The 24,416-nt window shown below is 74.7% G+C and carries 1 protein-coding gene; it reads right to left on the bottom strand.

Annotated elements, in window-relative coordinates; translation table 11 throughout:
• On the bottom strand, positions 1 to 24,366 hold the full coding sequence (locus ABH937_RS17480; RefSeq protein ID WP_370218722.1) for a type I polyketide synthase: 24,366 nt from the start codon (positions 24,364 to 24,366) through the stop codon (positions 1 to 3).
• Positions 24,367 to 24,416: the final 50 nt, after the last annotated feature.

Genomic DNA, 24,416 nt, shown 5'->3' with positions numbered 1-24,416 from the left:
TCACGAGCGCCCCAGTTCGTCGTCGAGCACGGAGAACAGTTCGTCGTCGGTCACCGACTCCAGGTCCTCCTCGCCTGCGTCGGCCGGCTGGGCCGGTCGCAGCCGGCCCAGCAGCGCCGCCAGCCGCAGCTCGATCCGGCTGTCGGCGGGCAGGGCGGCGAGGGTGCCTTCGAGGCGGTCCAGCTCGGCCAGCACCGGGAGCAGCGGATCGCTGTCCCCGGCCCCGAGTTGCCCATCGAGGTGCTCGGACAGGGCGTTGATGGTGGGGTGGTCGAAGAGCACGGTGCTGGGCAGGCGCAGCCCGGTGACCCGGTTGAGCCGGTTGCGCAGCTCGACCGCGGTGAGCGAGTCGAAGCCGAGGTCGAGCAGGCCGCGGTGGATCTCCAGGGCGTCGGGGGTCGGGTGGGCCAGCACCGCCGCGACCTGGCGCCGGACCAGATCGATCACCGCCTGGCGGCGCTCCTTTCCGGCGAGGCCGGCCAGCCGTTGCTTCAACTGCTCGGCGTCCAGCGGCCCCGCGCCCTCGGCGGCCCGCCGCCGGGTACCGGCGCCCGCCAACTGCTGGAGGATCCCCGGCAGGGTCCCCTCGGCGGCCCGGGCACGCAGCCCGGCCGTGTCGAACCGGGCGGTGAGCAGCGCCGGTTGGGGCAGCCGCAGGGCCGCGTCGAAGAGCGCGAGCCCGTCCGCCGCGGACATCGGGGCGATGCCGCCGCGAGCCAGCCGGTCCCGGCCCGCCGCGCCGAGTTGCTCGGTCATCTCGCTCTCGTCGGCCCACAGGCCCCAGCCGAGCGACACCGCGCCGACCCCGCTGTCCTGGCGGAACCGGGCCAGCGCGTCCAGGAAAGCGTTGGCCGCACCGTAGTTGGCCTGCCCGGGGTTGCCCAGGGTGCCGGCCGCCGAGGAGAAGAGCACGAAGGCGGCGAGGCCGGTGTCCCGGGTCAGCTCGTGCAGGTGCCAGGCGGCGTCGACCTTCGGGCGCAGCACCTCGGTGAGTCGCTTCGGGGTGAGCGCGGCGGTGGTGGCGTCGGCCAGCACACCGGCGGCGTGCACCACCGCGGTGAGCGGGTGCTCGGCCGGGATCCCGGCGAGCAGCGCGGCCAGCGCCGCGCGGTCGGCGGTGTCGCAGGCCAGCGTGGTCACCTCGGCGCCGAGCTCGGCGAGTTGGGCCGCCAGCCGGTCGGCGCCCGGGGCCGCCGGGCCGCGCCGGCTGGTCAGCAGCAGATGGCGGACGCCGTGCTCGGTGACCAGGTGACGGGCCACCAGGCCGCCGAGGGTGCCGCCCGCGCCGGTGATCAGCACGGTCCCCTCGGGGTCGAGCGCGGCGGCCTGCGCGGTGGCGGCGGGCACCCTGGCCAGCCGGGGTTCGTACACCGTCCCGGCCCGCACGACCGTCTCCGGCAGGCCGGTGGCGAGCGCGGCAGCCAGGTCCGTCCGGTCCACCCGGTCGGCGTCGACCAGCACCAGACGGTCCGGCTCCTCCTGCTGGGCGGCCCGCACCAGGCCCCGGACGGCGGCGCCGGCCAGGTCGGCGAGCCGGTCGCCGTCGACGGCGGCCACCGCGCCCGAGGTGAGCACGACCAGCCTGGACCGCGCGAAGCGCTCGTCGGCCAGCCACCACTGGACGGTCTCCAGCACCCGCCGGGCGGTCGCGTGCACCCGCTCGGGGACCTCGGCGGCCGCGCCCGTCTCGACGGGCACCGGCAGCACCACCTGGTCGGGCACCGGCAGGCCGCCGGCCAGCGCCTCGGCCAGGGCGGCCGGGTCCGCGAACACGTCGATGTCGGCGTGGGCGCCGCTGTCGGCCCAGGCGAGGTCGCCCAGGACGGCCCAGCGCCCGGGCGCGGCGGCCGGCTGCACGGCGTGCCGGACCCAGCCGACCGCAGTGGGCGCCGGGGCCTGGCTGCCCGCCCTGGCCAGCTGTTCGGCCGTGACCGGCCGGGCCAGCATGGACGCGACCGAGGCGAGCGGCGCGCCGGTGTGGTCCGCGAGGGTCACCGAGAAGGCGTCCGGTCCGCTGGGCGACAGCTTCACCCGGGCCCGGGTCGCACCGGCCGCCTGCAGGGCCACCCCGCTCCAGGCGAACGGCAGGCGCAGCCCGCCCTCGCCGGCCCGCAGGGTCTGCAGGGCCGCGACGTGCAACGCCGCGTCCAACAGTGCGGGGTGGATGCCGAAGCCGCCGGCCTCGGTCTCCTCGGGCAGCGCGATCTCGGCGTACAGGTCCTCGCCCAGGCGCCACGCGGCGCGCAGCCCCTGGAAGACCGGGCCGTAGTCGAGTCCGAATCCGCTGAAGGCGGCGTACGGGTCCACGAGTTCCAGCGGCTGGGCACCGGGCGGCGGCCAGGCCGTGAGGTCCGCGGCGGCCGGCTGCGGGGCGTCCGGCGTGAGGGTGCCGGTGGCGTGCCTGGTCCAGTCCGGGCCGTCGTCGGCCCTGGAGTGCACGGTGACCGGTCGGTGGCCGTCCTCGTCCGCCTGGCCGACGGTGACCCGCAGCTGCACGGCGCCCGCGGCGGGCACCACCAGCGGGGCCTCGACGGTCAGCTCCGCGACGCCCGCGCAGTCGGCGTACCGGGCCGCGTGCAGGGCGAGTTCGGCGAACGCGGCGCCCGGCAGCAGTACCGTCTCCAGCACGGCGTGGTCGGCGAGCCAGGGGCTGGTGTCGGCGGCCAGCCGGCCGGTGAGCACCACGCCCTGGCCGTCGGCGAGTTCGATCGCGGCGCCGAGCAGCGGGTGGTGGGTGCTGGTCTGCCCGAGGCCGGCCGCGTTCTCCTCGGCGGCCGGCGCGTCCAGCCAGTAGCGGCGTCGGTCGAAGGGGTAGGTCGGCAGCTCGACCCGGCCGGTCGCGCCGGTGGCCAAGGCGGCCCAGTCCACCGCCACGCCCTGGACATGGGCCTCCGCCGCGGAGCGCAGGAAGCGGTCCAGGCCGCCCTGGTCCCGGCGCAGGGTGCCGAGCACGGCGCCCGCCTCGTCCACGGTGTCGCCGATCGCTCCGGTCAGCACCGGGTGCGGGCTCACCTCGACGAAGGCGCGGTGGCCGGCGCCGAGCAGCGCCCGGACGGTCGGCTCCAACAGCACGGTACTGCGCAGGTTCTGGTACCAGTAGCGGCTGCCGAGCACGGTGGTGTCGGGCAGCAGCTCACCGCTGACGGTCGAGTAGAACGGGACGCCGGCCGGGCGCGGGGTGATGTCCTGGAGGAGTTCGGCGAGCCGGTCCTCGATCGCCTCGACGTGCGGGGTGTGCGAGGCGTAGTCCACCGGGATGCGGCGGGCCCGCACGCCGGTCGCCTCGCACTGGGCGAGCAACTCGTCCAGCGCCACCGGCTCGCCGGCCACCACGGTGGCGCCGGGGCCGTTGAGTGCGGCCAGGTGGATCCGGCCCTGCCACGCGGTGAGCAGTTCGGTGGCCGCGGGCGCGGGCAGCGGCACCGAGACCATGCCGCCGGTGCCGGCCAGCGCGGCCAGCGCCTGGCTGCGCAGCGCCACCACCTTGGCGGCGTCGCTCAGCGAGAGCGCGCCGGCCACGCAGGCCGCCGCGATCTCGCCCTGCGAGTGCCCGATCACCGCGGCCGGCTCCACGCCGAGCGAGCGCCAGAGTTCGGCCAGCGAGACCATCACCGCCCACAGCACCGGCTGCACCACGTCCACCCGATCGAAGCCGGGCGCATCCGGCGCCGAGCGCAGCACGTCGAACAGCGACCAGTCGGTGAACTCGGCCAGTGCCGCCGCGCATTCGGCCAACCGCTCGGCGAACACCGGTGCGGACTCCAGCAGTTCGAGCGCCATCCCGACCCACTGCGAACCCTGACCCGGGAAGACGAACACCGCCCGGCCGTCCGAGCCGTCGGCACGACCCTGCACCAACTGTTCGGCGGAGTCGGCCGCGGCGAGCGCGTCGAGCCCGTCGAGGAAGCCCGCCCGGTCGGCCGCGACGATCGCGGCGCGGTGTCCGAGCGTGCCGCGGGTGGTCACCAGGGCGTGGGCGATGTCGGCCGGCGCGAGGTCGGTGCGCTGCCGGACGAGTTCGCCCAGCCGCCCGGCCTGGTCGCGCAGCGCGGCCGCCGAGCGGGCCGAGAGCAGCCAGGGCAGCGGGGTGCCGAGGGCGTCGGGCCGCGGCTCCTGCACCGGCTGCGGCTCGGGGGCCGGCTGCGGTGCCTGTTCGAGCAGCAGGTGGGCGTTGGTGCCGCTGATGCCGAAGGAGGAGATGCCGGCCCGGCGCGGGCGGCCCTGCTGGGGCCACGGCAGTTCCTCGGTCAGCAGCCGGACCGCGCCCGCCGACCAGTCGATGTGCGGTGACGGCTCGTCGACGTGGATGGTCCTGGGCAGCACACCGTGCCGCATGGCCTGCACCATCTTGATCACCCCGGCCACCCCGGCCGCCGCCTGGGCGTGGCCGATGTTGGACTTGATCGAGCCGAGCCAGAGCGGCTGGTCGACCGGGCGGTCCTGCCCGTAGGTGGCCAGCAGCGCCTGCGCCTCGATCGGGTCGCCGAGCGTGGTGCCGGTGCCGTGCGCCTCCACCACGTCGATGTCGGTGGCGGCGAGTCCCGCGTCGGCCAGCGCCCGGCGGATCACCCGCTCCTGCGCGGGGCCGTTGGGCGCGGTGAGCCCGTTGCTCGCGCCGTCCTGGTTCACCGCCGAGCCGCGGATCACCGCGAGGACCTCGTGACCGCGCGCCCGGGCGTCGGAGAGCCGCTCCAGCAGCAGCATGCCGACGCCCTCGGACCAGATCGCGCCGTCCGCCGCCGCCGAGAAGGACTTGCAGCGCCCGTTCGGGGAGAGGCCGCGCTGGCGGCTGAACTCCACGAAGGCCGCCGGCGTCGCCATCACCGTCACGCCGCCCGCCAGCGCCAGGTCGCACTCGCCCCGGCGCAGCGCCTGCGCGGCCAGGTGCATGCCGACCAGCGAGGAGGAGCAGGCGGTGTCCACGGTGACCGCGGGCCCCTCGAAGCCGAAGGTGTAGGCCACCCGGCCCGAGGCGATGCTGCCCGCGCTGCCACTGACCAGGAAGCCCTCCAGGTCCTTGGGGATCCGCTGGACGCGCGAGGCGTAGTCGTTGTACATGATCCCGGCGAACACCCCGGTCGCGCTGCCCCGCAGGCCGGCCGGATCGATCCCGGCGTTCTCCAGCGCCTCCCAGGTGGTCTCGAGGAGCAGCCGCTGCTGCGGGTCGGTGGCCAGCGCCTCGCGCGGGCTCATCCCGAAGAAGTCCGGGTCGAACTCGGCCGCGTCGTACAGGAATCCACCCTCCCGCACATAGCTCTTGCCCGACCGCTCCGGATCCGGGTCGTACAGACCCGCCAGATCCCAACCACGATCGGTCGGGAACTCCCCGATCGCGTCCACACCCTGCTCCACCAGCCGCCACAACTCCTGCGGCGAACGCACCCCACCCGGATAGCGGCAGGCCATCCCGACGATCGCGATCGGCTCATCGACAGCCGCCGCCACGGGCGCCACCGCCGGCCCGCCCACCACCGCACCGAGCAACCTGGTGCGCAGGTAGGCCGCCAGCGCGGCAGGGCTGGGGTGGTCGAAGACCAGGGTGGCGGGCAGCTTCAAGCCGGCCCTGGTGCTGAGCCGGTTGCGCAGCTCCACCGCGGTCAGCGAGTCGAACCCGAGGTCCTTGAAGGCCCGTTCGGGGTCGACGGTCTCCGGGTTGCCGTGCGCCAGCACGGCGGCCACCTCGGCGCGGACCAGGTCGACCAGCACCCGGTGCTGCTCGGCCTCGGAGCGGCCGGTCAGCAGCTCGGCCGCCGAGCCGGCGGCGGGGCGCGCCGTCGCCCGGCGGGTGGGGATGCGCACCAGGCCGCGCAGCACCGGCGACAGCGTCCCCGCGGCGGCCTGCGCCCGCAGGGCCACGGTGTCGAACCGGGCCGCGACCAGCGCGGGTTCGACGGCGGTCAGCGCGGCGTCGAACAGGGCCAGACCCTGCTCGGAGCTCATCGCCGTGATCCCGGCCCGCGCCAGCCTGGCCCGGCCGGCCTCGCCCAGCCCGGCGGTGAGCCCGCTCTCCTGGGCCCACAGGCCCCAGGCCAGCGAGACCGCGGGCAGGCCCTGGTCACGGCGGTGCGCGGCGAGCGCGTCCAGCCCGGCGTTGGCGGCGGCGTAGGCCGCCTGGCCCGGGTTGCCGACGGTCCCGGCGAGCGAGGAGAAGAGGACGAAGGCCGACAACTCGTGTGCTCGCGTGAGTTCGTGCAGGTGCCAGGCGCTGTCGGTCTTGGCGCGCAGCACCGGGGTGAGCCGCTCAGGCGTCAGCGCGTCGAGGGTGGCGTCGTCGAGCACACCGGCGGTGTGCACCAGCCCGGTGAGCGGGTGGTCGGCCGCGACCGTGGCCAGCAGGGCCGCCACCGCGTCGCGGTCGGCGACATCGCAGGCGGCGACGGTCACCCGGGCGCCCGACTCGCCGAGTTCGGCGACGAGTTCGGCCGCGCCGGGGGCGGCGGGTCCGCTGCGGCTGGTCAGCAGCAGGTCGCGCACGCCGTGCTCGGCGACCAGGTGACGGGCCACCAGCGAGCCGAGGGTGCCGGTGCCGCCGGTGACCAGCACGGTGCCGCCCGGAGCGAACGCCGGGCTCGCCGTGGCCGGCTCGGCGGCTTCCCGTGCCGAGAGCCGCGGGACGAGGAACACGCCCGCGCGCAGGGCCAGTTGTTCCTCACCGGTGGCCAGCGCGGCCGCCAGGGCCGGGCCGTCGACCGGCTGATCGCTGTCGAGCAGGACGATGTGGTCCTGGTGCTCCGCCTGGGCGGTGCGGACCAGTCCCCAGAGCGCCGCCGCAGCCGGGTCCGCCACCGGCTCGCCCGGCCGCGCCGGCACGGCGCCCCGGGTGAGCACCACCAGCCTGGCTCCGGCGAGCGGGCCGGCCGAGCACTGCTGAATCACCGTCAGAACGGTTGCTGCCAAAGCATGCAGGCGCTCGACCGAGTCCGCCGCAACGGGCGGAACCGGCAGCACGACGATGTCCGGCAGCGTGGCGCCCGCCTCGACGGCGGCACCGAGCGCCGCGAGGTCCAGCGGCTGGGCGGCGCCCTCGTCGGCGGCGTCCTCGTCGCCCGCGGCCGAGGGGTCGAGCCAGGCCACGGTGAGGTCGTCCAGCGCCGAGCCGGTGACCGGGCCATCGGCCGCCGAGCCCACCGTCTCGGTCCAGACCGTGCGGTAGAGCGTCCCGCCGGTGCCACCGGTCAGCCGGTCCGGCGAGATGGGCCGCACCGAGAGCGCGTCCACGCTGAGCACCGCGGCGGCCTGCGGGTCGGTCGCGGTGATCCGCACCCCGCCGGAGCCGTCCGGCGACAGTCGCACCCGCAGCTCGGTGGCGCCCGTGCGGTGCACGGCGGTGCCGCTCCAGGCGAACGGCAGTCGCAGTTCCTCGGCCCGGCCCGCGTCCCCGCTGCCGGTCGGCGCCAGGACTCCCAGCGCCACCGGGTGCAGCGCCGCGTCCAGCAGGGCCGGGTGCAGGCCGAAGCCGTCGGCGGCGGTGTCCGGGGCGAGCCGCACCTCGGCGAAGACCTCCTCGCCGCGCTGCCAGAGGCGCTGCAGCCCCTGGAAGGCGGGGCCGTAGTCGTAGCCCCGCAGCGCGAGCCGCTCGTAGGCATCGGCCAGGCCGACGGCCTCGGCGCCGGCCGGCGGCCAGAGCGCGGCCCACTCGGTGTCGTGGCCGACCGGTTCGGCCGGCGCCAGGGTGCCCGCCGCATGCCGGGTCCACGGTTGTTCGGTCGGCTGAGCCGCCGCCCGCCCGTACACGGCGATCCGGCGCCGGCCGGTCTCGTCCAGCGCACCCAGGAACAGCTGCAGTTCGACGCCGCCCTGCTCCGGCAGCGCCAGCGGGCTCTCCAGGGTGAGGTCCTCGACCTGCGGGCAGCCCACCGTGGCACCGGCTGCGGCGGCCAGCTCCACCAGCCCGGCGCCGGGCACCAGCACGGTGCCGGTGACGGCGTGGTCGGCAAGCCACGGATGGGTGCGCAGCGAGAGCAGCCCGGTGAACACCAGGCCCTGCTCGTCGCCGAGTTCGACCGCCGCACCGAGCAGCGGGTGGTCGGCGCGGTGCAACCCCGCCGAGGTCACGTCGCCGGACTCCCGCGACGCGTCCAGCCAGTAGCGCTCGTGCTGGAAGGCGTAGGTCGGCAGCTCGACCGGCGCGGCCGGCCGGGCCGCGACCAGCGCGGGCCAGTCGACCGTGCCGCCGTGCACCTGGGCCTCGGCCAGCGAGCCGAGGAAGCGGTCCCAGCCGCCGTCGTCGCGGCGCAGCGAGCCCACGGCCACCGCCGGGCTGGCGGCCTGCTCCAGCGTCTCCTGGATGCCGGTCACCAGGACCGGGTGAGCACTCGACTCGATGAAGAGCGAGCAGCCCAGCTCCAGTGCGGCGGCGGTGGCGAGGTCGAAGCGCACCGTGCCGCGCAGGTTGCGGTACCAGTAGTCGGCGTCGAGCTCCGTCGTGTCCACCGCGGTTCCGGTGACCGTGGAGAGGAACGGGATGGTGGTGGCGCGCGGGGTGACCGGCGCCAGCAGCTCCAGGATCTCGGCACGGATCCGCTCGACGTGCACCGAGTGGGAGGCGTAGTCCACCGCGATCATCCGGGCCCGGTGCCCGGCGGCGGTGAGTTCCTCGTGCAGCGCGGCCAGCGCATCGGGATCGCCGGAGACGACGGCCGAGGCGGCGCCGTTCACGGCGGCGAGGGACAGGGTGTCCTCGCGGCCGGCGAGCAGGGCGGTCAGTTGCTCGGCGGGCAGCGCGACGGACATCATGCCGCCGGTGCCGGCCAGCGCGCCGATCGCCTGGCTGCGCAGCGCCACCACGCGTGCGCCGTCCCGCAGCGAGAGCGCTCCGGTGACGGTGGCGGCGGCGATCTCGCCCTGGGAGTGGCCGATGACCGCGGCCGGCTCCACGCCGAGCGAGCGCCAGAGTTCGGCGAGCGAGACCATCACCGCCCAGAGCGCGGGCTGCACCACGTCCACCCGCTCGAAGCCGGGCGCACCCGGCGCCGAGCGCAACACCTCCAGCAACGACCAGTCGGTGAACTCGGCCAGCGCCGCCGCACACTCGGCCAACCGCTCAGCGAACACCGGCGCGCTGTCCAGCAGTTCCAGCGCCATCCCGACCCACTGCGAACCCTGGCCCGGGAAGACGAACACCGGCTTCGCCGCCAACCGCGCTGCGCCGATAGTTAGTTGGGCAGCCGACTCAGCACGGGACAGCGCCTCCAGGCCAACCAGCAGAGCGGCCCGATCCGCACCGACCACCACCGCGCGATGCGCCAACCCCGCGCGATGCGCCAACGCAGCCGCGATCTCGGCCGGGCGCAACTCGGCACGCTCCGACACGTGCTGGTGCAGACGCCGGGCCTGCTCCCGCAGCGCCCCCTCACCCTTCGCCGACAACACCCACGCCACCGGGCCGCCTTCATCCTCGGACGCGGCTTCGACCTCGAAAGGCTCAGCCTGCTCCAGGATCACGTGCGCGTTCGTCCCACTGATCCCGAACGACGACACCCCCGCCCGACGCGGCCGCCCGTCCACCTCCCACGGCACCGGCTCCGTCAGCAGCGACACCCCGCCCGCCGACCAATCCACATGCGGCGACGGCGCATCCACATGCAGCGTCCGCGGCAACACACCATGCCGCATCGCCTCAACCATCTTGATCACACCCGCCACACCCGCAGCCGCCTGCGTGTGGCCGATGTTCGACTTGATCGAGCCGAGCCAGAGCGGCTGATCGGCCGGCCGGTCCTGCCCGTAAGTCGCCAGCAGCGCCTGCGCCTCGATCGGATCCCCCAGCGCCGTCCCAGTGCCGTGCGCCTCCACCACGTCCACCTCGGCAGCCGACAGCCCCGCCACCGCCAACGCCCGCCGGATCACCCGCTGTTGCGAGGGCCCGTTCGGCGCCGTCAACCCGTTCGACGCACCGTCCTGATTCACCGCACTACCGCGCACCACCGCCAGCACCGGATGCCCGTTACGCCGCGCGTCCGACAACCGCTCCAGCACCAGCAGCCCGACACCCTCACCCCAGCCGGTGCCGTCGGCGGCCGCCGCGAACGGCTTGCACCGCCCGTCCGGCGCCAACCCGCGCTGCCGGCTGAACTCCACGAACACCGCCGGAGTGGCCATCACCGCCACGCCGCCGGCCAGCGCCAGCGAGCACTCCCCGCCGCGCAGCGCCTGCGCCGCCAGGTGCAGCGCCACCAGCGACGAGGAGCAGGCCGTGTCCACGGTGACCGCAGGACCCTCGAACCCGAAGCTGTAGGAGACCCGACCCGAGGCCACACTGCCCGCGCTGCCGCTGACCAGGTAGCCCTCGAAGCCGTCCGGGGCCTGGTTGTGCCGGGAGCCGTAGTCGTCGTACATCACGCCGGTGAACACCCCGGTGTCGCTGCCCGCCAGCGTGGCCGGGTCGATCCCCGCCCGCTCCAGCGCCTCCCAGCCGGTCTCCAGCAGCAGCCGCTGTTGCGGGTCGGTGGCCAGCGCCTCGCGCGGGCTCATCCCGAAGAAGTCCGCGTCGAACTCCGCCGCCTCGTACAGGAATCCACCCTCCCGCACATAACTCGTGCCGCTGTGCTCGGGATCCGGATCGTAGAGCCGCTCCAGATCCCACCCACGATCGGTCGGGAAACCACCGATGACGTCGCCGCCTTCAGCGACCACCCGCCACAGGTCCTCCGGCGAACGGATCTCCCCCGGATAGCGGCAGGCCATGCCGACGATCACCACCGGATCGTCGTCGAGCTCGCCACGCAGCCCGGTGACAGGGACCAAGGCCGTTGCTGTGCCCAGCAGTTCGCTGTGCAGCCGACCGGCCAGCGCGTTCGGGGTGGGATGGTCGAAGACCAGGGTGGCCGGCAGCCGCAGCCCGGTGGCCGCGTTCAGCCGGTTGCGCAGCTCGACCGCGGTCAGCGAGTCGAAGCCGAGCTCCTTGAACGCCCGCGCCGGGTCGACCGCTTCGGCGCCGGCGTGGTTGAGCACGGCGGCCACCACGCCGCGGACCAGGGCGAGCAGCGTCTCGCGCTGCTGGGCCTCGGGCAGGTTCCGCAGCCGGTCCGCCAGCGTGGCCGCGTCCGGGTCGGCGCCGCCCTGGGCCGAGCGCCGCACCGGGGTGCGGACGAGACCCCGCAGCAGCGGCGGCAGGTCGCCGGCGACCGCGCGGGCCCGCAACGCCCTGAGGTCCAACCGGGCCGGCACCGCGAGGTGGGTGTCCGAGGCGAGCGCGGCGTCGAAGAGCGCGAGGGCGAACTCGGCCGGCATCGGCGCGAGTCCGGTCCTCGCCATCCGGGCATGTTCGGTCTGCCCGAGGTGGCCGGTCATCCCGCTGCCGTCGGCCCACAGGCCCCAGGCGAGCGCGAGGGCGGGCCGGCAGGCGGCCCGGCGCTGGGCGGCCAGGGCGTCGAGGACCGCGTTGGCGGCAGCGTAGTTGGCTTGCCCCGCCGTGCCCAGGGTGCCCGCGATGGAGGAGAAGAGCACGAACGCCGAGAGGTCCAGGTCCGCGGTCAACTCGTGCAGGTGCCAGGCCGCGGCGGCCTTGGCATGCAGCACGGCGGCCAGTTGCTCCGGCGTCAGCCGGTCGACCGTCCCATCGTCCAGCGTGCCGGCCGCGTGCACGACGGCCCGCAGCGGGCGACTGGCCGGGAGCAGCGCGAGCAGGTCGCCGAGCGCCACGCGGTCGCCGGCGTCGCAGGCGGCGACGGTAACCCGGGCGCCCGACTCGCTGAGTTCGGCGACGAGTTCGGCCGCGCCGGGGGCGGCGGGTCCGCTGCGGCTGGTCAGCAGCAGGTCGCGCACGCCATGCTCGGCGACCAGGTGGCGGGCCAGCAGCGAGCCGAGGGTGCCGGTGCCGCCGGTGATCAGGACGGTGCCGTCGGCGCCGAACCGACCGGCAGGGAGGGCCTGTTGCAGAGCAGTCTGCGCCGAAGCGTCGGGCGCGGGGACGAGGCGGGCCAGGCGCGGGGCGTGGCAGTGCCCTCGCCGGACGGCGAGCTGCGGTTCGCCGCTCGCCAGTGCGGCGGCGACGGACCGCGCGGTCCACTCGTCGGCGTCCAGCAGGATCAGCCGGCCCGGGTGCTCGCTCTGCGCGGAGCGCACCAGGCCCCAGACCGCCGCCGCGGCGAGGTCGGTGACCTCGGCCGGATCGCCGACCGCCGCCGCACCCCGGGTCAGCACGACCAGCGGCGTGCCGGCCAGCCGCTCCTCGGCCAGCCAGTCCTGCAGCGTCCGCAGCACCCGGGTGGTCGATTCGGCCACCGCATCGATCGGCCCGGCCAGGTCGGAGCCGGGGCTGCGGAGCACGGGCAGCACGACCGCCTCGGGCAGCGGGTCCTGCGCGGCCACGGCCGGCACGTCGGCCAGCGGCGTGCCGAACTCGACCGCGCCGAACTGCGGGGCGAGCACCGCCCAGTGGCCCGGCTCAACCGAGGACACCGCCTCGACGCGGGTCCAGTCGATACCGAACAGCGCCTGGCGGGCCGGGTCCTGGGCGTCGGTGAGCCCGTCGGCCGAGATCGGCCGCAGTTCCAGCGAGGCCACCGAGACCACGGCCTGCCCGGTCCCGTCCACGGCGCTGAGCGAGATTCCGCCCGGGCCGTGCGGAGCGATCGTGACGCGCAGCGCGGTGGCGCCCACCGCGTGCAGCCGGACGCCGCTCCAGGAGAACGGCAGCAGGCCGGGCTCGCGCTCACCGAGCAGGCCGAGCACCACGGGGTGCAGTGCCGCGTCCAGCAGCGCCGGGTGCAGGCCGAAACCGGCCGCCGCGCCACGGTCGTCGGCATCGAGGGCCACGTCGGCGTAGACCCGGTCGCCCGCCTGCCAGGCGGCCCGCAGGCCCTGGAAGACCGGGCCGTAGCCGTAACCCTGCTCGGCCAGGCGCTGGTATGCGCCATCCAGGGCCACCGCGGTGGCGCCGGCGGGCGGCCAGGCCCCGTCGGGCGACGGGGCGACGGACGCACCGTCACCCGGGCGCAGCAGGCCGGTGGCGTGGCGGGTCCAGGTGGGGTCCTCGTCGTCGTCCGGGCGGGAGTAGACGCCGAGTTGCCGGCTGCCCCGCCCGTCGGGCGCGCCCAGCGCGAGCTGGACGCGCACCGCGCCGCGCTCGGGCAGGATCAGCGGCGCCTCCAGGGTGAGGTCCTCGATCGTGTCGCAGCCCACGTGGTTGCCGGCCTCGACGGCCAGTTCGACGAACGCGGTGCCGGGGAGCAGCACGGTCCCCGCCACGGCGTGGTCGGCCAGCCAGGGGTGGGTGTCCAGCGCCAGCCGACCGGTCAGCAACAGGCTGTCGTCGGCGGCCAGTTCGGTCGAGGCGCCGAGCAGCGGGTGATCCGCCGTCGCCAGTCCGGCGGAGCTGACGTCGGCGTTCTCCGCAACCGGTTCCAGCCAGTAGCGGCGGCGCTGGAAGGCGTAGCCGGGCAGCGGGACGGTCCGGGCGCCGTGGCCGGCCGGCCCGGTGGGCCAGCGCACGTCGAGCCCGTTGACGTATCCCTCGGCTGCCGAGATCAGCAGCCGACCGAGGCCGCCTTCCGCACGGCGCAGCGTGGGGGCCGCCACTGCGGCCACGCCCTGCGCCTCGAAGGTCTCCTGCATCGCCATGGTCAGCACCGGGTGAGCGCTGACCTCGATGAAGACCGTGTGGCCCTGGTGCAGCAGCTCGCTGGTGACGGCCTCGAACTCCACGCTCTGGCGCAGGTTCTGGTACCAGTACTCGGCGTCGAGCAGGCCGGCATCGGCCTCGCCGCCACCGACGGTGGAGCGGAAGGCGATGGTGGGCGTGGTCGGGGCGAGCCCGGCGAGGTCGGCCAGCAGGCGCTCCCGGATCGCCGTCACATGGTCGGAGTGGGAGGCGTAGTCGACCGGCACCCGGCGGGCCCGGACGCCCTCGGCCTCGCAGGCGGCGAGGAGTTCGTCGAGCGCTTGCGGCTCGCCGGAGACCACCACCGACTGCGGCCCGTTGACCGCGGCGACGCCGATCCGGCCGGCCCACTGCGCCAGCCTGCTGCGCAGGTCGTCGACCGGCAGCGCGACGGAGACCATGCCGCCGGTGCCGGCCAGCGCGCCGAGGGCCTGGCTGCGCAGCGCCACCACCATGGCCGCATCCCGCAGCGAGAGCGCGCCGGCGACACAGGCCGCCGCGATCTCGCCCTGCGAGTGGCCGATGACCGCGGCCGGCTCGACGCCGAGCGAGCGCCAGAGTTCGGCGAGCGAGACCATCACCGCCCAGAGCGCGGGCTGCACCACGTCCACCCGCTCGAAGCCGGGCGCACCCGGCGCGGAACGCAGCACCTCCAGCAACGACCAGTCGGTGAACTCGGCCAGCGCCGCCGCACACTCGGCCAACCGCTCGGCGAACACCGGCGCGCTGTCCAGCAGTTCGAGCGCCATCCCGACCCACTGCGAACCCTGGCCCGGGAAGACGAACACCGGCTTCGCCGCCACCCGCGCTGAGCCGATTGTGAGTTGGGCAGCCGACTCAGCACGGGACAGCGCCTCGAGGCCAGCCAGCAGAGCGGCCCGATCCGCACCGACCACCACCGCCCGATGCGCCAACCCCGCCCGATGCGCCAACGCAGCCGCGATCTCGGCCGGGCGCAACTCCGCACGCTCCGAGACGTGCTGGTGCAGCCGCCGGGCCTGCTCCCGCAGCGCCCCCGCACCCTTCGCCGACAACACCCACGCCACCGGGCCGCCTTCATCCTCGGACGCGGCTTCGACCTCGAAAGGCTCGGCCTGCTCCAGGATCACGTGCGCGTTCGTCCCACTGATCCCGAACGAGGACACCCCCGCCCGACGCGGGCGGTCATTGGCGGGCCAGTCGACGGCCTCGGTGAGCAGCGACACCCCGCCCGCCGACCAATCCACATGCGGCGACGGCGCGTCCACATGCAGGGTCCGCGGCAACACACCATGCCGCATCGCCTCAACCATCTTGATCACACCCGCCACACCCGCCGCCGCCTGCGTGTGGCCGATGTTCGACTTGATCGAGCCGAGCCAGAGCGGCTGATCGGCCGGCCGGTCCTGCCCGTACGTGGCCAGCAGCGCCTGCGCCTCGATCGGATCCCCCAGCGCCGTCCCAGTGCCGTGCGCCTCCACCACGTCCACCTCGGCAGCCGACAGCCCCGCCACCGCCAACGCCCGCCGGATCACCCGCTGTTGCGAGGGCCCGTTCGGCGCCGTCAACCCGTTCGACGCACCGTCCTGATTCACCGCACTACCGCGCACCACCGCCAGCACCGGATGCCCGTTACGCCGCGCGTCCGACAACCGCTCCAGCACCAGCAGCCCGACACCCTCACCCCAGCCGGTGCCGTCGGCGGCCGCCGCGAACGGCTTGCACCGCCCATCAGGCGCCAACCCGCGCTGCCGACTGAACTCCACGAAGGTGTGCGGGGTCGCCATCACCGCCACCCCACCGGCCAGCGCCAGCGAGCACTCCCCGCTGCGGAGCGCCTGCGCCGCCAGGTGCAGCGCCACCAGCGACGAGGAGCACGCCGTGTCCACCGTGACCGCAGGACCCTCGAACCCGAAGCTGTAGGAGACCCGACCCGAGGCCACACTGCCGTGGTTCCCGACCAGCAGCAGCCCCTCGTAGCCCTCCGGCGCGCGCTGCAGCCGCGAGCCGTAGTCGTGGTACATCACCCCGGTGAAGACGCCCGTCCGGCTGCCACGCAGGGCGGCCGGGTCGATCCCGGCGGCCTCCACCGCCTCCCAGGCGGTCTCCAGGAGCAGCCGCTGTTGCGGATCGGTGGCCATCGCCTCGCGCGGGCTCATCCCGAAGAAGTCCGCGTCGAACTCGGCTGCCTCGTGCAGGAATCCGCCCTCCCGCACATAACTCGTGCCGCTGTGCTCGGGATCCGGATCGTAGAGCCGCTCCAGATCCCACCCACGATCGGTCGGGAAACCACCGATGACGTCGCCGCCCTCAGCGACCACCCGCCACAGGTCCTCCGGCGAACGGATCTCCCCCGGATAGCGGCAGCTCATCGCCACGATGGCGATCGGCTCGTCGACCGGCGCGGCCGCGCCCACCACGGCGGGCCGGCCGGACTCGGCGGAGCGGCCCTGGAGTTCCCGGTCCAGCTGGGCGACGAGCGCGGCGGCGGTCGGGTGGTCGAAGAGCAGGGTGGCCGGCAGCCGCAGCCCAGTGGCCGCGTTCAGCCGGTTGCGCAGCTCGACCGCGGTCAGCGAGTCGAAGCCGAGCTCCTTGAAGGCCCGTCCCGGGTCGACGGTGGCGGAGTCCGCGTGACCGAGCACGATCGCGACCTGCGCCCGGACCAGGTCGAGCAGTTCGTGCTCGCGGTCGGCCTGTGGCAGCGCGGCCAGCCGCTCCGCCAGGGCCGAGCCGCCGCCCGCCGCCTCGGCCGCCCGCCGGGGGGCCGTCCGGACCAGAGCGCGGAAGACGGGTGCGAGCGTGCCCGCCGCGGCCTGGGCGCGCAGCCCGGCCTGGTCGAGCCGGACCGGCACCAGGTGCGCGGCCGGCGCGGTCAGGGCCTGGTCGAAGAGAGCGAGCCCCTCTTCGGAGCCGAGCGGGACGATGCCGGCCCGGCCGAGCCTGGCCGTGTCCACCGAGGCCATCGTCCGGGTCATGCCGCTGGCCTCGGCCCACAGGCCCCAGCCGAGCGAGGTCGCGGGCAGTCCGAGCGCCCGGCGCTGGGCGGCCAGTGCGTCCAGGAAGGCGTTGGCCGCACCGTAGTTGGCCTGCCCGCCGTTGCCGGCGGTCCCCACCACGGAGGAGAAGAGCACGAAGGCCCGCAGGTCGAGACCCGCGGTGAGCTCGTGCAGGTGCCAGGCCGCGTCCGCCTTGGGCCGCAGCACCCGGTCCAGGCGGTCGGCGTCCAGCGCCTCCACCGTGCCGTCGTCCAGCAGCCCGGCCGCGTGGATCACCACGCTCAACGGGTGCTCGGGATCGACCAGTTCGAGCAGTTCCGCAAGGGCCGCGCGGTCGCCGACGTCGCAGCCGGCGATGGTGACCGCGGCGCCGTGCGCGAGAAGTTCGGCCTCCAACTCGATGGCGCCTGCGGCCTGCTGCCCGCTGCGGCTGGCCAACAGCAGGTGCCGCACGCCGTGTTCGGCGACCAGGTGCCTGGCCAGCATGGCGCCCAGCGTGCCGGTCGCACCGGTGATCAGCACCGTGCCCTCGCCGTCGAACGGCGTCACGGCGGCGGCACCGCCGTCCGCAACGGTGGCGGCCCGGCCCAGCCTGGGCACGAAGGCCGCGCCACCACGCAAAGCCAGCTGCGGCTCGGCATGCAGGAGGGCGGGCGACAGCGCCGGCCCTGCCATGTCGTCGAGGTCCAGCAGGCCGAAGCGGTCCGGGTGTTCGAGCTGCGTGGAGCGCAGCAGACCCCACGCGGCGGCGGCCGCCGGATCGTCGACCCGACCGTCCCCGGCCGCGACCGCGCCGCGAGTGACCAGCACCAGCCGGGTCCGGTCGGTGCGCGGCTCGGCCAGCCACTGCTGGACCAGGGCGAGGGCCCGGTGGGCCACCTGGTGGACAGCCGTGACGGGGTCGGCCGTGACCCGGTCGGCTGCCGCGCCCTGGCCGGCTTCCATGACGAGGCCGGTGAAGTCGGCCAGGACCAGGCCGGGCAGCTCCGCCGTCTCGTCGTGCGCGGCCAGCAGCTCACCCAGCTCGGCGAAGGGCGCGACCCGGGCGCCGGCCGCCGACAGGCCGTCGGCCAGCGCACCGCCGCCCAGCACCGTCCACTCATCGGCACCGGCCGGACCCGCCGACTCGGTGGGCAGCGCGACCGGCTGCCAGCCCAACTCGTACAGCGCGCCGCCGTGCCGTCCCGCGCCCAGCCCCTGCGGGGCGAGCGCCCGCAGCCCCAGCGCGTCCACCGAGGCCACCGGGGCGCCGGTGGCGTCCGCGACGGTCAGCGCCACGGTGTCCTCGCCGACCGGGGTGATCCACACCCGGAGCGTGCCGGCGCCCACCGCGTGCAGCCGCACGCCCGTCCAGGAGAACGGCAGCCGGGGCGGCGCGCCGGGGTCGGTCCCGGCGCCGCCGAGGTCCAGCACCAGCGGATGCAGTGCGGCGTCCAGCAGCGCCGGGTGCAGGCCGTAGCGGGCCGCCTCGGCACGCTGCTCCTCGGCGAGCGCGACTTCCGCGTACAGCTCGTCGCCCGCGCGCCAGGCCGCGCGCAGCCCTTGGAAGACCGGCCCGTACTCGTAACCCCGGTCGGCCAGCCGCTGGTAGACGTCGTCGAGGTCGAGCCGCCGCGCGCCGGCCGGCGGCCAGGCGGTGAGGCCCTCGGGCCGCCCGCCCGTCGCGGCCGCGCTCAGCAGGCCGGTGGCGTGGCAGGTCCAGAGCGCCTCATCGTCGTCGTCTTCGAGGTGCGAGTGCACGCTGACGGTCCGTCGACCGGACTCGTCCGACGCGCCCACCCGGACTTGCACCCGTACGGCACCGTGCTCGGCGACCACCAGCGGTGCCTGGAGCATCAGCTCGTCCAGTTGCCCGCAGCCCAGGTGGTCACCGGCGGCCAGCGCCAGTTCGACGAAGGCGGTGCCGGGCAGCAGCACGGTGCCGAGTACGGCGTGGTCGGCCAGCCACGGGTGGGTGTGTCGGGAGAGCCGGGTGGTGAGCAGCAACCCGTCGTCCTCGGCCAGGGTGATCCGGGCGCCCAGCAGCGGGTGGTCGGCGCCGGCCAGGCCGAGCTCGGCCGCGTCCGTGCGGGCGGGCGCGGTGATCCAGTAGCGCTGCCGTTGGAAGGCGTAGGTCGGCAGGTCGACCGGACGACGCGGCGCGGCGCCGAAGAACACCTGCCAGTCCACCACCGCACCCCGGACCAGCGCCTCACCGAACGAGGTCAACAACCGGCGCAACCCACCGTCGTCACGACGCAGCGAACCCACCGCCACCCCGCCCGCACCCAGACTCTCCAGCGTCTCGCCAATGCCCACCGTCAGCACCGGATGCGCACTGCTCTCCACGAACACCAGATGACCGTCCGCCACCAGCGCCCGCGTCGCCTCCTCGAACCGCACCGGATTGCGCAGATTCTCAAACCAGTACGAACCATCCAACGCGTCCGTGTCCATCCGGGCACCGTGCAGCGTGGAGTAGAACGCGACCTCGGACCGACGCGGCGTCAGACCCGTCAACGCCTCCGCCAACGGCTCACGCAACACCTCCATGTGCGGCGTGTGCGACGCATAATCCACCGGAACCCGCCGCGCCCGCACCCCCTCCACCTCACACGCCGCCAGCAACTCCTCCAACGCCTCGACATCACCCGCCACCACCGTCGACCCGGGCCCGTTCACCGCCGCGACGTGGATCCGCTCCGGCCACGACGCCAGCCGCGACACCACCTCAACCTCGGGCAACGGCACCGAGACCATCCCACCCGACCCCGCCACCGACGCCAACGCCCGACTCCGCAACGCCACCACCTTGGCGGCCTCGCTCAGCGACAGCGCGCCGGCCACGCAAGCCGCCGCGATCTCACCTTGCGAATGCCCGATCACCGCAGCCGGCTCCACCCCGAGCGAGCGCCAGAGCTCGGCCAGCGAGACCATCACCGCCCACAGGGCAGGCTGCACCACATCCACCCGATCGAACCCGGGCGCCCCATCCGCACCCCGCAGCACCTCGGTCAGCGACCAGTCCGTGAACGGAGCCAACGCCTCCTCACACGCAGCGATCTCCGCCGCGAACACCGCAGACTCAGCCAGCAACTCCCGCGCCATACCCACCCACTGCGAACCCTGCCCCGGGAACACGAACACCGTGCGACCACCATCCACGGCACTCCCCGACACCACACCCGCCGCCGGCTCCCCCGCAGCCACCGCCGCCAAACCCGCCAACAACTCCGCCCGATCACCCCCCAACACCACAGCCCGCTCACCGAACACCGACCGCCCCACCGCCAACCCGAACGCCAGCTCAGAGACCGGAAGTTCGGGCTGCTCATGCAGGTGACCGAGCAACTTGGCGGCCTGGGCACGCAGCGCCGCGCCGTCCTTGGCCGACAGCAGCAGGGGCAGCGGGCCGCCCAGCGCCGAGGCGGGTTCGTCAGCCGCCACCGGTTGGTCCTGTGGCGCCTCCTCCACGATCACGTGGGCGTTGGTGCCGCTGATGCCGAACGAGGAGACGCCCGCCCGGCGCGGGCGGCCGGTGGCGGGCCAGTCGACGGCCTCGGTGAGCAGCGCGACGGCTCCGTCGGTCCAGTCCACGTGCGGCGAGGGCGCGTCCACGTGCAGGGTGCGGGGCAGCCGGCCGTGGCGCAGCGCCATGACCATCTTGATCACGCCGCCGATGCCGGCCGCCGCCTGGGAGTGGCCGATGTTCGACTTCAGCGAGCCCAGGTAGAGCGGCGTGCCCGCCTGTCGGTCCTGGCCGTAGGTGGCGAGCAGCGCGCCCGCCTCGATCGGGTCGCCGAGGGTGGTCCCGGTGCCGTGCGCCTCGACCGCGTCCACGTCCGCCGTGGAGAGCCCCGCGCCGGCCAGCGCCTGCCGGATCACCCGCTCCTGCGAGGGGCCGTTGGGGGCGGTCAGGCCGTTGCTGGCGCCGTCCTGGTTGATCGCCGAGCCACGAAGCACGGCGAGCACCTGGTGGCCGTTGCGCCGGGCGTCGGAGAGCCGCTCCAGCAGCACCAGGCCCGAGCCCTCGGCCCAGCCGGTGCCGTCGGCGCCGGCCGCGAAGGCCTTGCACCGCCCGTCCACGGAGAGCCCGCGCTGCCGGCTGAACTCGACGAAGATCCCGGGGCTCGCCATCACGGCGACACCGCCCGCCAGCGCGAGACGGCAGTCGCCCTGCCGCAGCGCCTGCGTCGCCAGGTGCAGCGCGACCAGCGAGGAGGAGCATGCGGTGTCGACGGTGACGGCGGGCCCTTCGAGGCCGAAGGCGTACGCGATCCGCCCGGAGGCCACGCTGGTGGTGCTGCCGGTCAGCAGGTAGCCGTCACTGCCCTCGACGCTCTCGTGCAGCCGCGGGCCGTAGTCCTGGGCCATCGCACCCACGAAGACGCCCACCTGCTCGCCGCGCAGCGCGGCCGGGTCCAGCCCGGCCCGCTCGAACGCCTCCCAGGCGTTCTCCAGCAGCAGCCGCTGCTGCGGGTCCATCGCGGCGGCCTCGCGCGGGTTGATGCCGAAGAACGCCGGGTCGAACTGGTCGGCGTCGTAGAGGAATCCGCCCTTGCGGGTGTAGGTGGTGCCGGGCCGGGTGGGGTCGGCGTCGTAGAGCGCGTCCAGGTCCCAGCCGCGGTTCGTCGGGAAGTCCGCGACCGCGTCGCGTTCCTCGGCCACCAGCTGCCACAGGTCCTCGGGCGAGCGAACGTCACCGGGGTAGCGGCAGCTCATCGAGACGATGGCGATCGGCTCGTCGAGCCCGGCACTGGACCGGGTCACGGTGGCGCGATCCGGAGCGGCCCCGGCCAGTTCGGCGGCGAGGTGGGCGGCGAGCCGGCTCGGGGTCGGGTGGTTGAAGAGCAGGGCGGCCGGCAGCCGCAGGCCGGTGGCCTCGGCCAGCCGGTTGCGCAGCTCGACCGAGCTCACCGAGTCGAACCCGAGGCCCTTGAAGGTGTCGGCGCCCTCGACGGTGTCGCCGCTGACGTGCCCGAGCACGATCGCCACGGCGGTGCGCACCACGTCGAGCAGGATCCGGGTCCGATCGGTCTCGGGCAGCCCGGTCAGGCGCCCGGCGAGCGTCCCGGTGTCATCGGTGTCGGCCGGCTCGGCCGCCATGGCCCTGGCGGCGGCGGGGCGAGCGGAGCCGGTCGGCGCCGGGTCGGACAACTCGAGCCAGTAGCGCTGCCGCTGGAAGGCGTAGGTCGGCAGGTCGATCAGGGGGCGCGATGCGCCGCCGAAGAACACCTGCCAGTCCACCACCGCACCCCGCACCAGCGCCTCGGCGAACGAGGTCAACAACCGGCGCAACCCACCGTCGTCACGACGCAGCGAACCCACCGCCACCCCGCCCGCACCCAGACTCTCCAGCGTCTCGCCAATGCCGACAGTCAGCACCGGATGCGCACTGCTCTCCACGAACACCAGATGACCGTCCGCCACCAGCGCCCGCGTCGCCTCCTCGAACCGCACCGGATTGCGCAGATTCTCGAACCAGTACGAACCATCCAACGCGTCCGTCTCGATCCGGGCACCGTGCAACGTCGAGTAGAACGCGACCTCGGACCGACGCGGCGTCAGACCCGCCAACGCCTCCGCCAACGGCTCACGCAACACCTCCATGTGCGGCGTGTGCGACGCATAATCCACCGGAACCCGCCGCGCCCGCACCCCCTCCACCTCACACGCCGCCAGCAACTCCTCCAACGCCTCGACATCACCCGCCACCACCGTCGACCCAGGCCCGTTCACCGCAGCCACATGGATCCGCCCCGGCCACGACGCCAACCGCGACACCACCTCAACCTCGGGCAACGGCACCGAGACCATCCCACCCGACCCCGCCACCGACGCCAACGCCCGACTCCGCAACGCCACCACCTTGGCGGCCTCGCTCAGCGACAGCGCGCCGGCCACACAAGCCGCCGCGATCTCACCCTGCGAATGCCCGATCACCGCAGCCGGCTCCACCCCGAGCGAGCGCCAGAGCTCGGCCAGCGAGACCATCACCGCCCACAGGGCAGGCTGCACCACATCCACCCGATCGAACCCGGGCGCCCCATCCGCACCCCGCAGCACCTCGGTCAGCGACCAGTCCGTGAACGGAGCCAACGCCTCCTCACACGCAGCGATCTCCGCCGCGAACACCGCAGACTCAGCCAGCAACTCCCGCGCCATACCCACCCACTGCGAACCCTGCCCCGGGAACACGAACACCGTGCGACCACCATCCACGGCACTCCCCGACACCACACCCGCCGCCGGCTCCCCCGCCACCACCGCCGCCAAACCAGCGAGCAGCTCCGCCCGATCACCCCCCAACACCACAGCCCGCTCACCGAACACCGACCGCCCCGTCGCCAACCCGAACGCCAGCTCAGACACCGGAAGTTCGGGCTGCTCATGCAGGTGACCGAGCAACTTGGCGGCCTGGGCACGCAGCGCCGGCCGGGTCCGGGCGGAGACCAGGACGGGCAGCGGCTCGGGCACCACCGGGATGCTCGGCGCGGGGACCGGCAGGACGGCCGGCGGTTCGACGACCACCAGATGGCAGTTGGTCCCGCCCATGCCGAACGAGGAGACCCCGGCGAGCAGTTCGCCCTCGTGGTCCGGCCACGCGCGCAACTCGTCCTGGACCCGCAGCCGCAACTCGTCCAACGGGATGTCCGGGTTGGGCGTGCGGTAGTTCAGGCTCGCCGGGAGTTGCCGGTGGCTGACGCTCAACGCCACCTTGAGCAGGCCGACGATGCCTGCGGCGCCCTCCAGGTGACCGACGTTGGTCTTGGCGGAGCCGACCAGCAGCGGTGCGTCCGCCGTCCGCCCGGCACCCAGCACCGCCCCGAGCGCGGACGCCTCGATCGGGTCGCCGACCCGGGTGCCGGTGCCGTGCAGTTCGACGTACTGGACCCGGGCGGGGTCCACGGCGGCCCGCCGGTACGCCGCGCGCAGCACCCGCTGCTGCCCCTCGGCACTCGGCACGGTCAGTCCTTCGGAGGCCCCGTCGTTGTTGACCGCGCTGCCGGAGATGACGCAGTAGATCCGGTCACCGTCGGCGAGCGCGCGCGACAGCGGCTTGAGCACCACCGCGCCACCGCCCTCGCCCCGCACGTAGCCGTTGGCCCTGGCGTCGAAGGTGAAGCACCGCCCGTCCGGGGACAGGCCGCCGAACCGGACACTGCTCATGGTGCTCTGCGGCAGGATGTTCAGGTTCACCCCGCCCGCGATGGCCACGGTGGACTCGCCGCGCCGCAGGCTCTCGCAGGCCAGGTGCACGGCGACCAGCGAGGAGGACTGACCGGTGTCGACGGTGAGGCTGGGGCCCTGCAGGCCTAGCGTGTAGGAGACCCGGTTGGCGATGATGCTGCGATGCGAACCGGTCAGGGTGTGCCGGCCGATCGCCGCCATGCCCTGCTGGTACGCGAGGGTGGCGTAGTCGTCCCAGACCGTGCCGACGAAGACGCCGGTGCGGCTGTCCTGCAGCGCACCGGGCACCACGCCGGCGTTCTCCAGGGCCTCCCAGCTGAGTTCCAGCATCAGCCGCTGCTGCGGGTCCATGGCGGCCGCTTCGCGCGGGGAGATGCTGAAGAACGCCGGGTCGAACTGGTCGATGTGGTCCAGGAATCCGCCGTACCGGAGCGGCAACTCCGCGCTCTCCCACCGGCCTTCTGGGGCCTCGGTGATGGCGTCGACCCCGTCGCTGAGCAACCGCCAGAACTCCTCGGGAGTCGCGGCCCGGGGCAGCCGGCAGGCCAGCCCGACCACCGCGATCGGCTCGTGCTCGGCGTGCCGGGGAAGGGATGCGGAAGTGATGTCAGCCGTCACCGTGTTCGTCTCTTTCTCGTCAGAAAGGCTGTTCTTCGGGCCCGTTCGGT

The organism is Kitasatospora sp. GAS1066B (genome assembly GCF_041262605.1).
Taxonomy (GTDB): Bacteria; Actinomycetota; Actinomycetes; order Streptomycetales; family Streptomycetaceae; genus Kitasatospora.
Note: the sequence above shows the minus strand (reverse complement) of the source record. Positions and strands in the feature narration are given on the sequence as shown.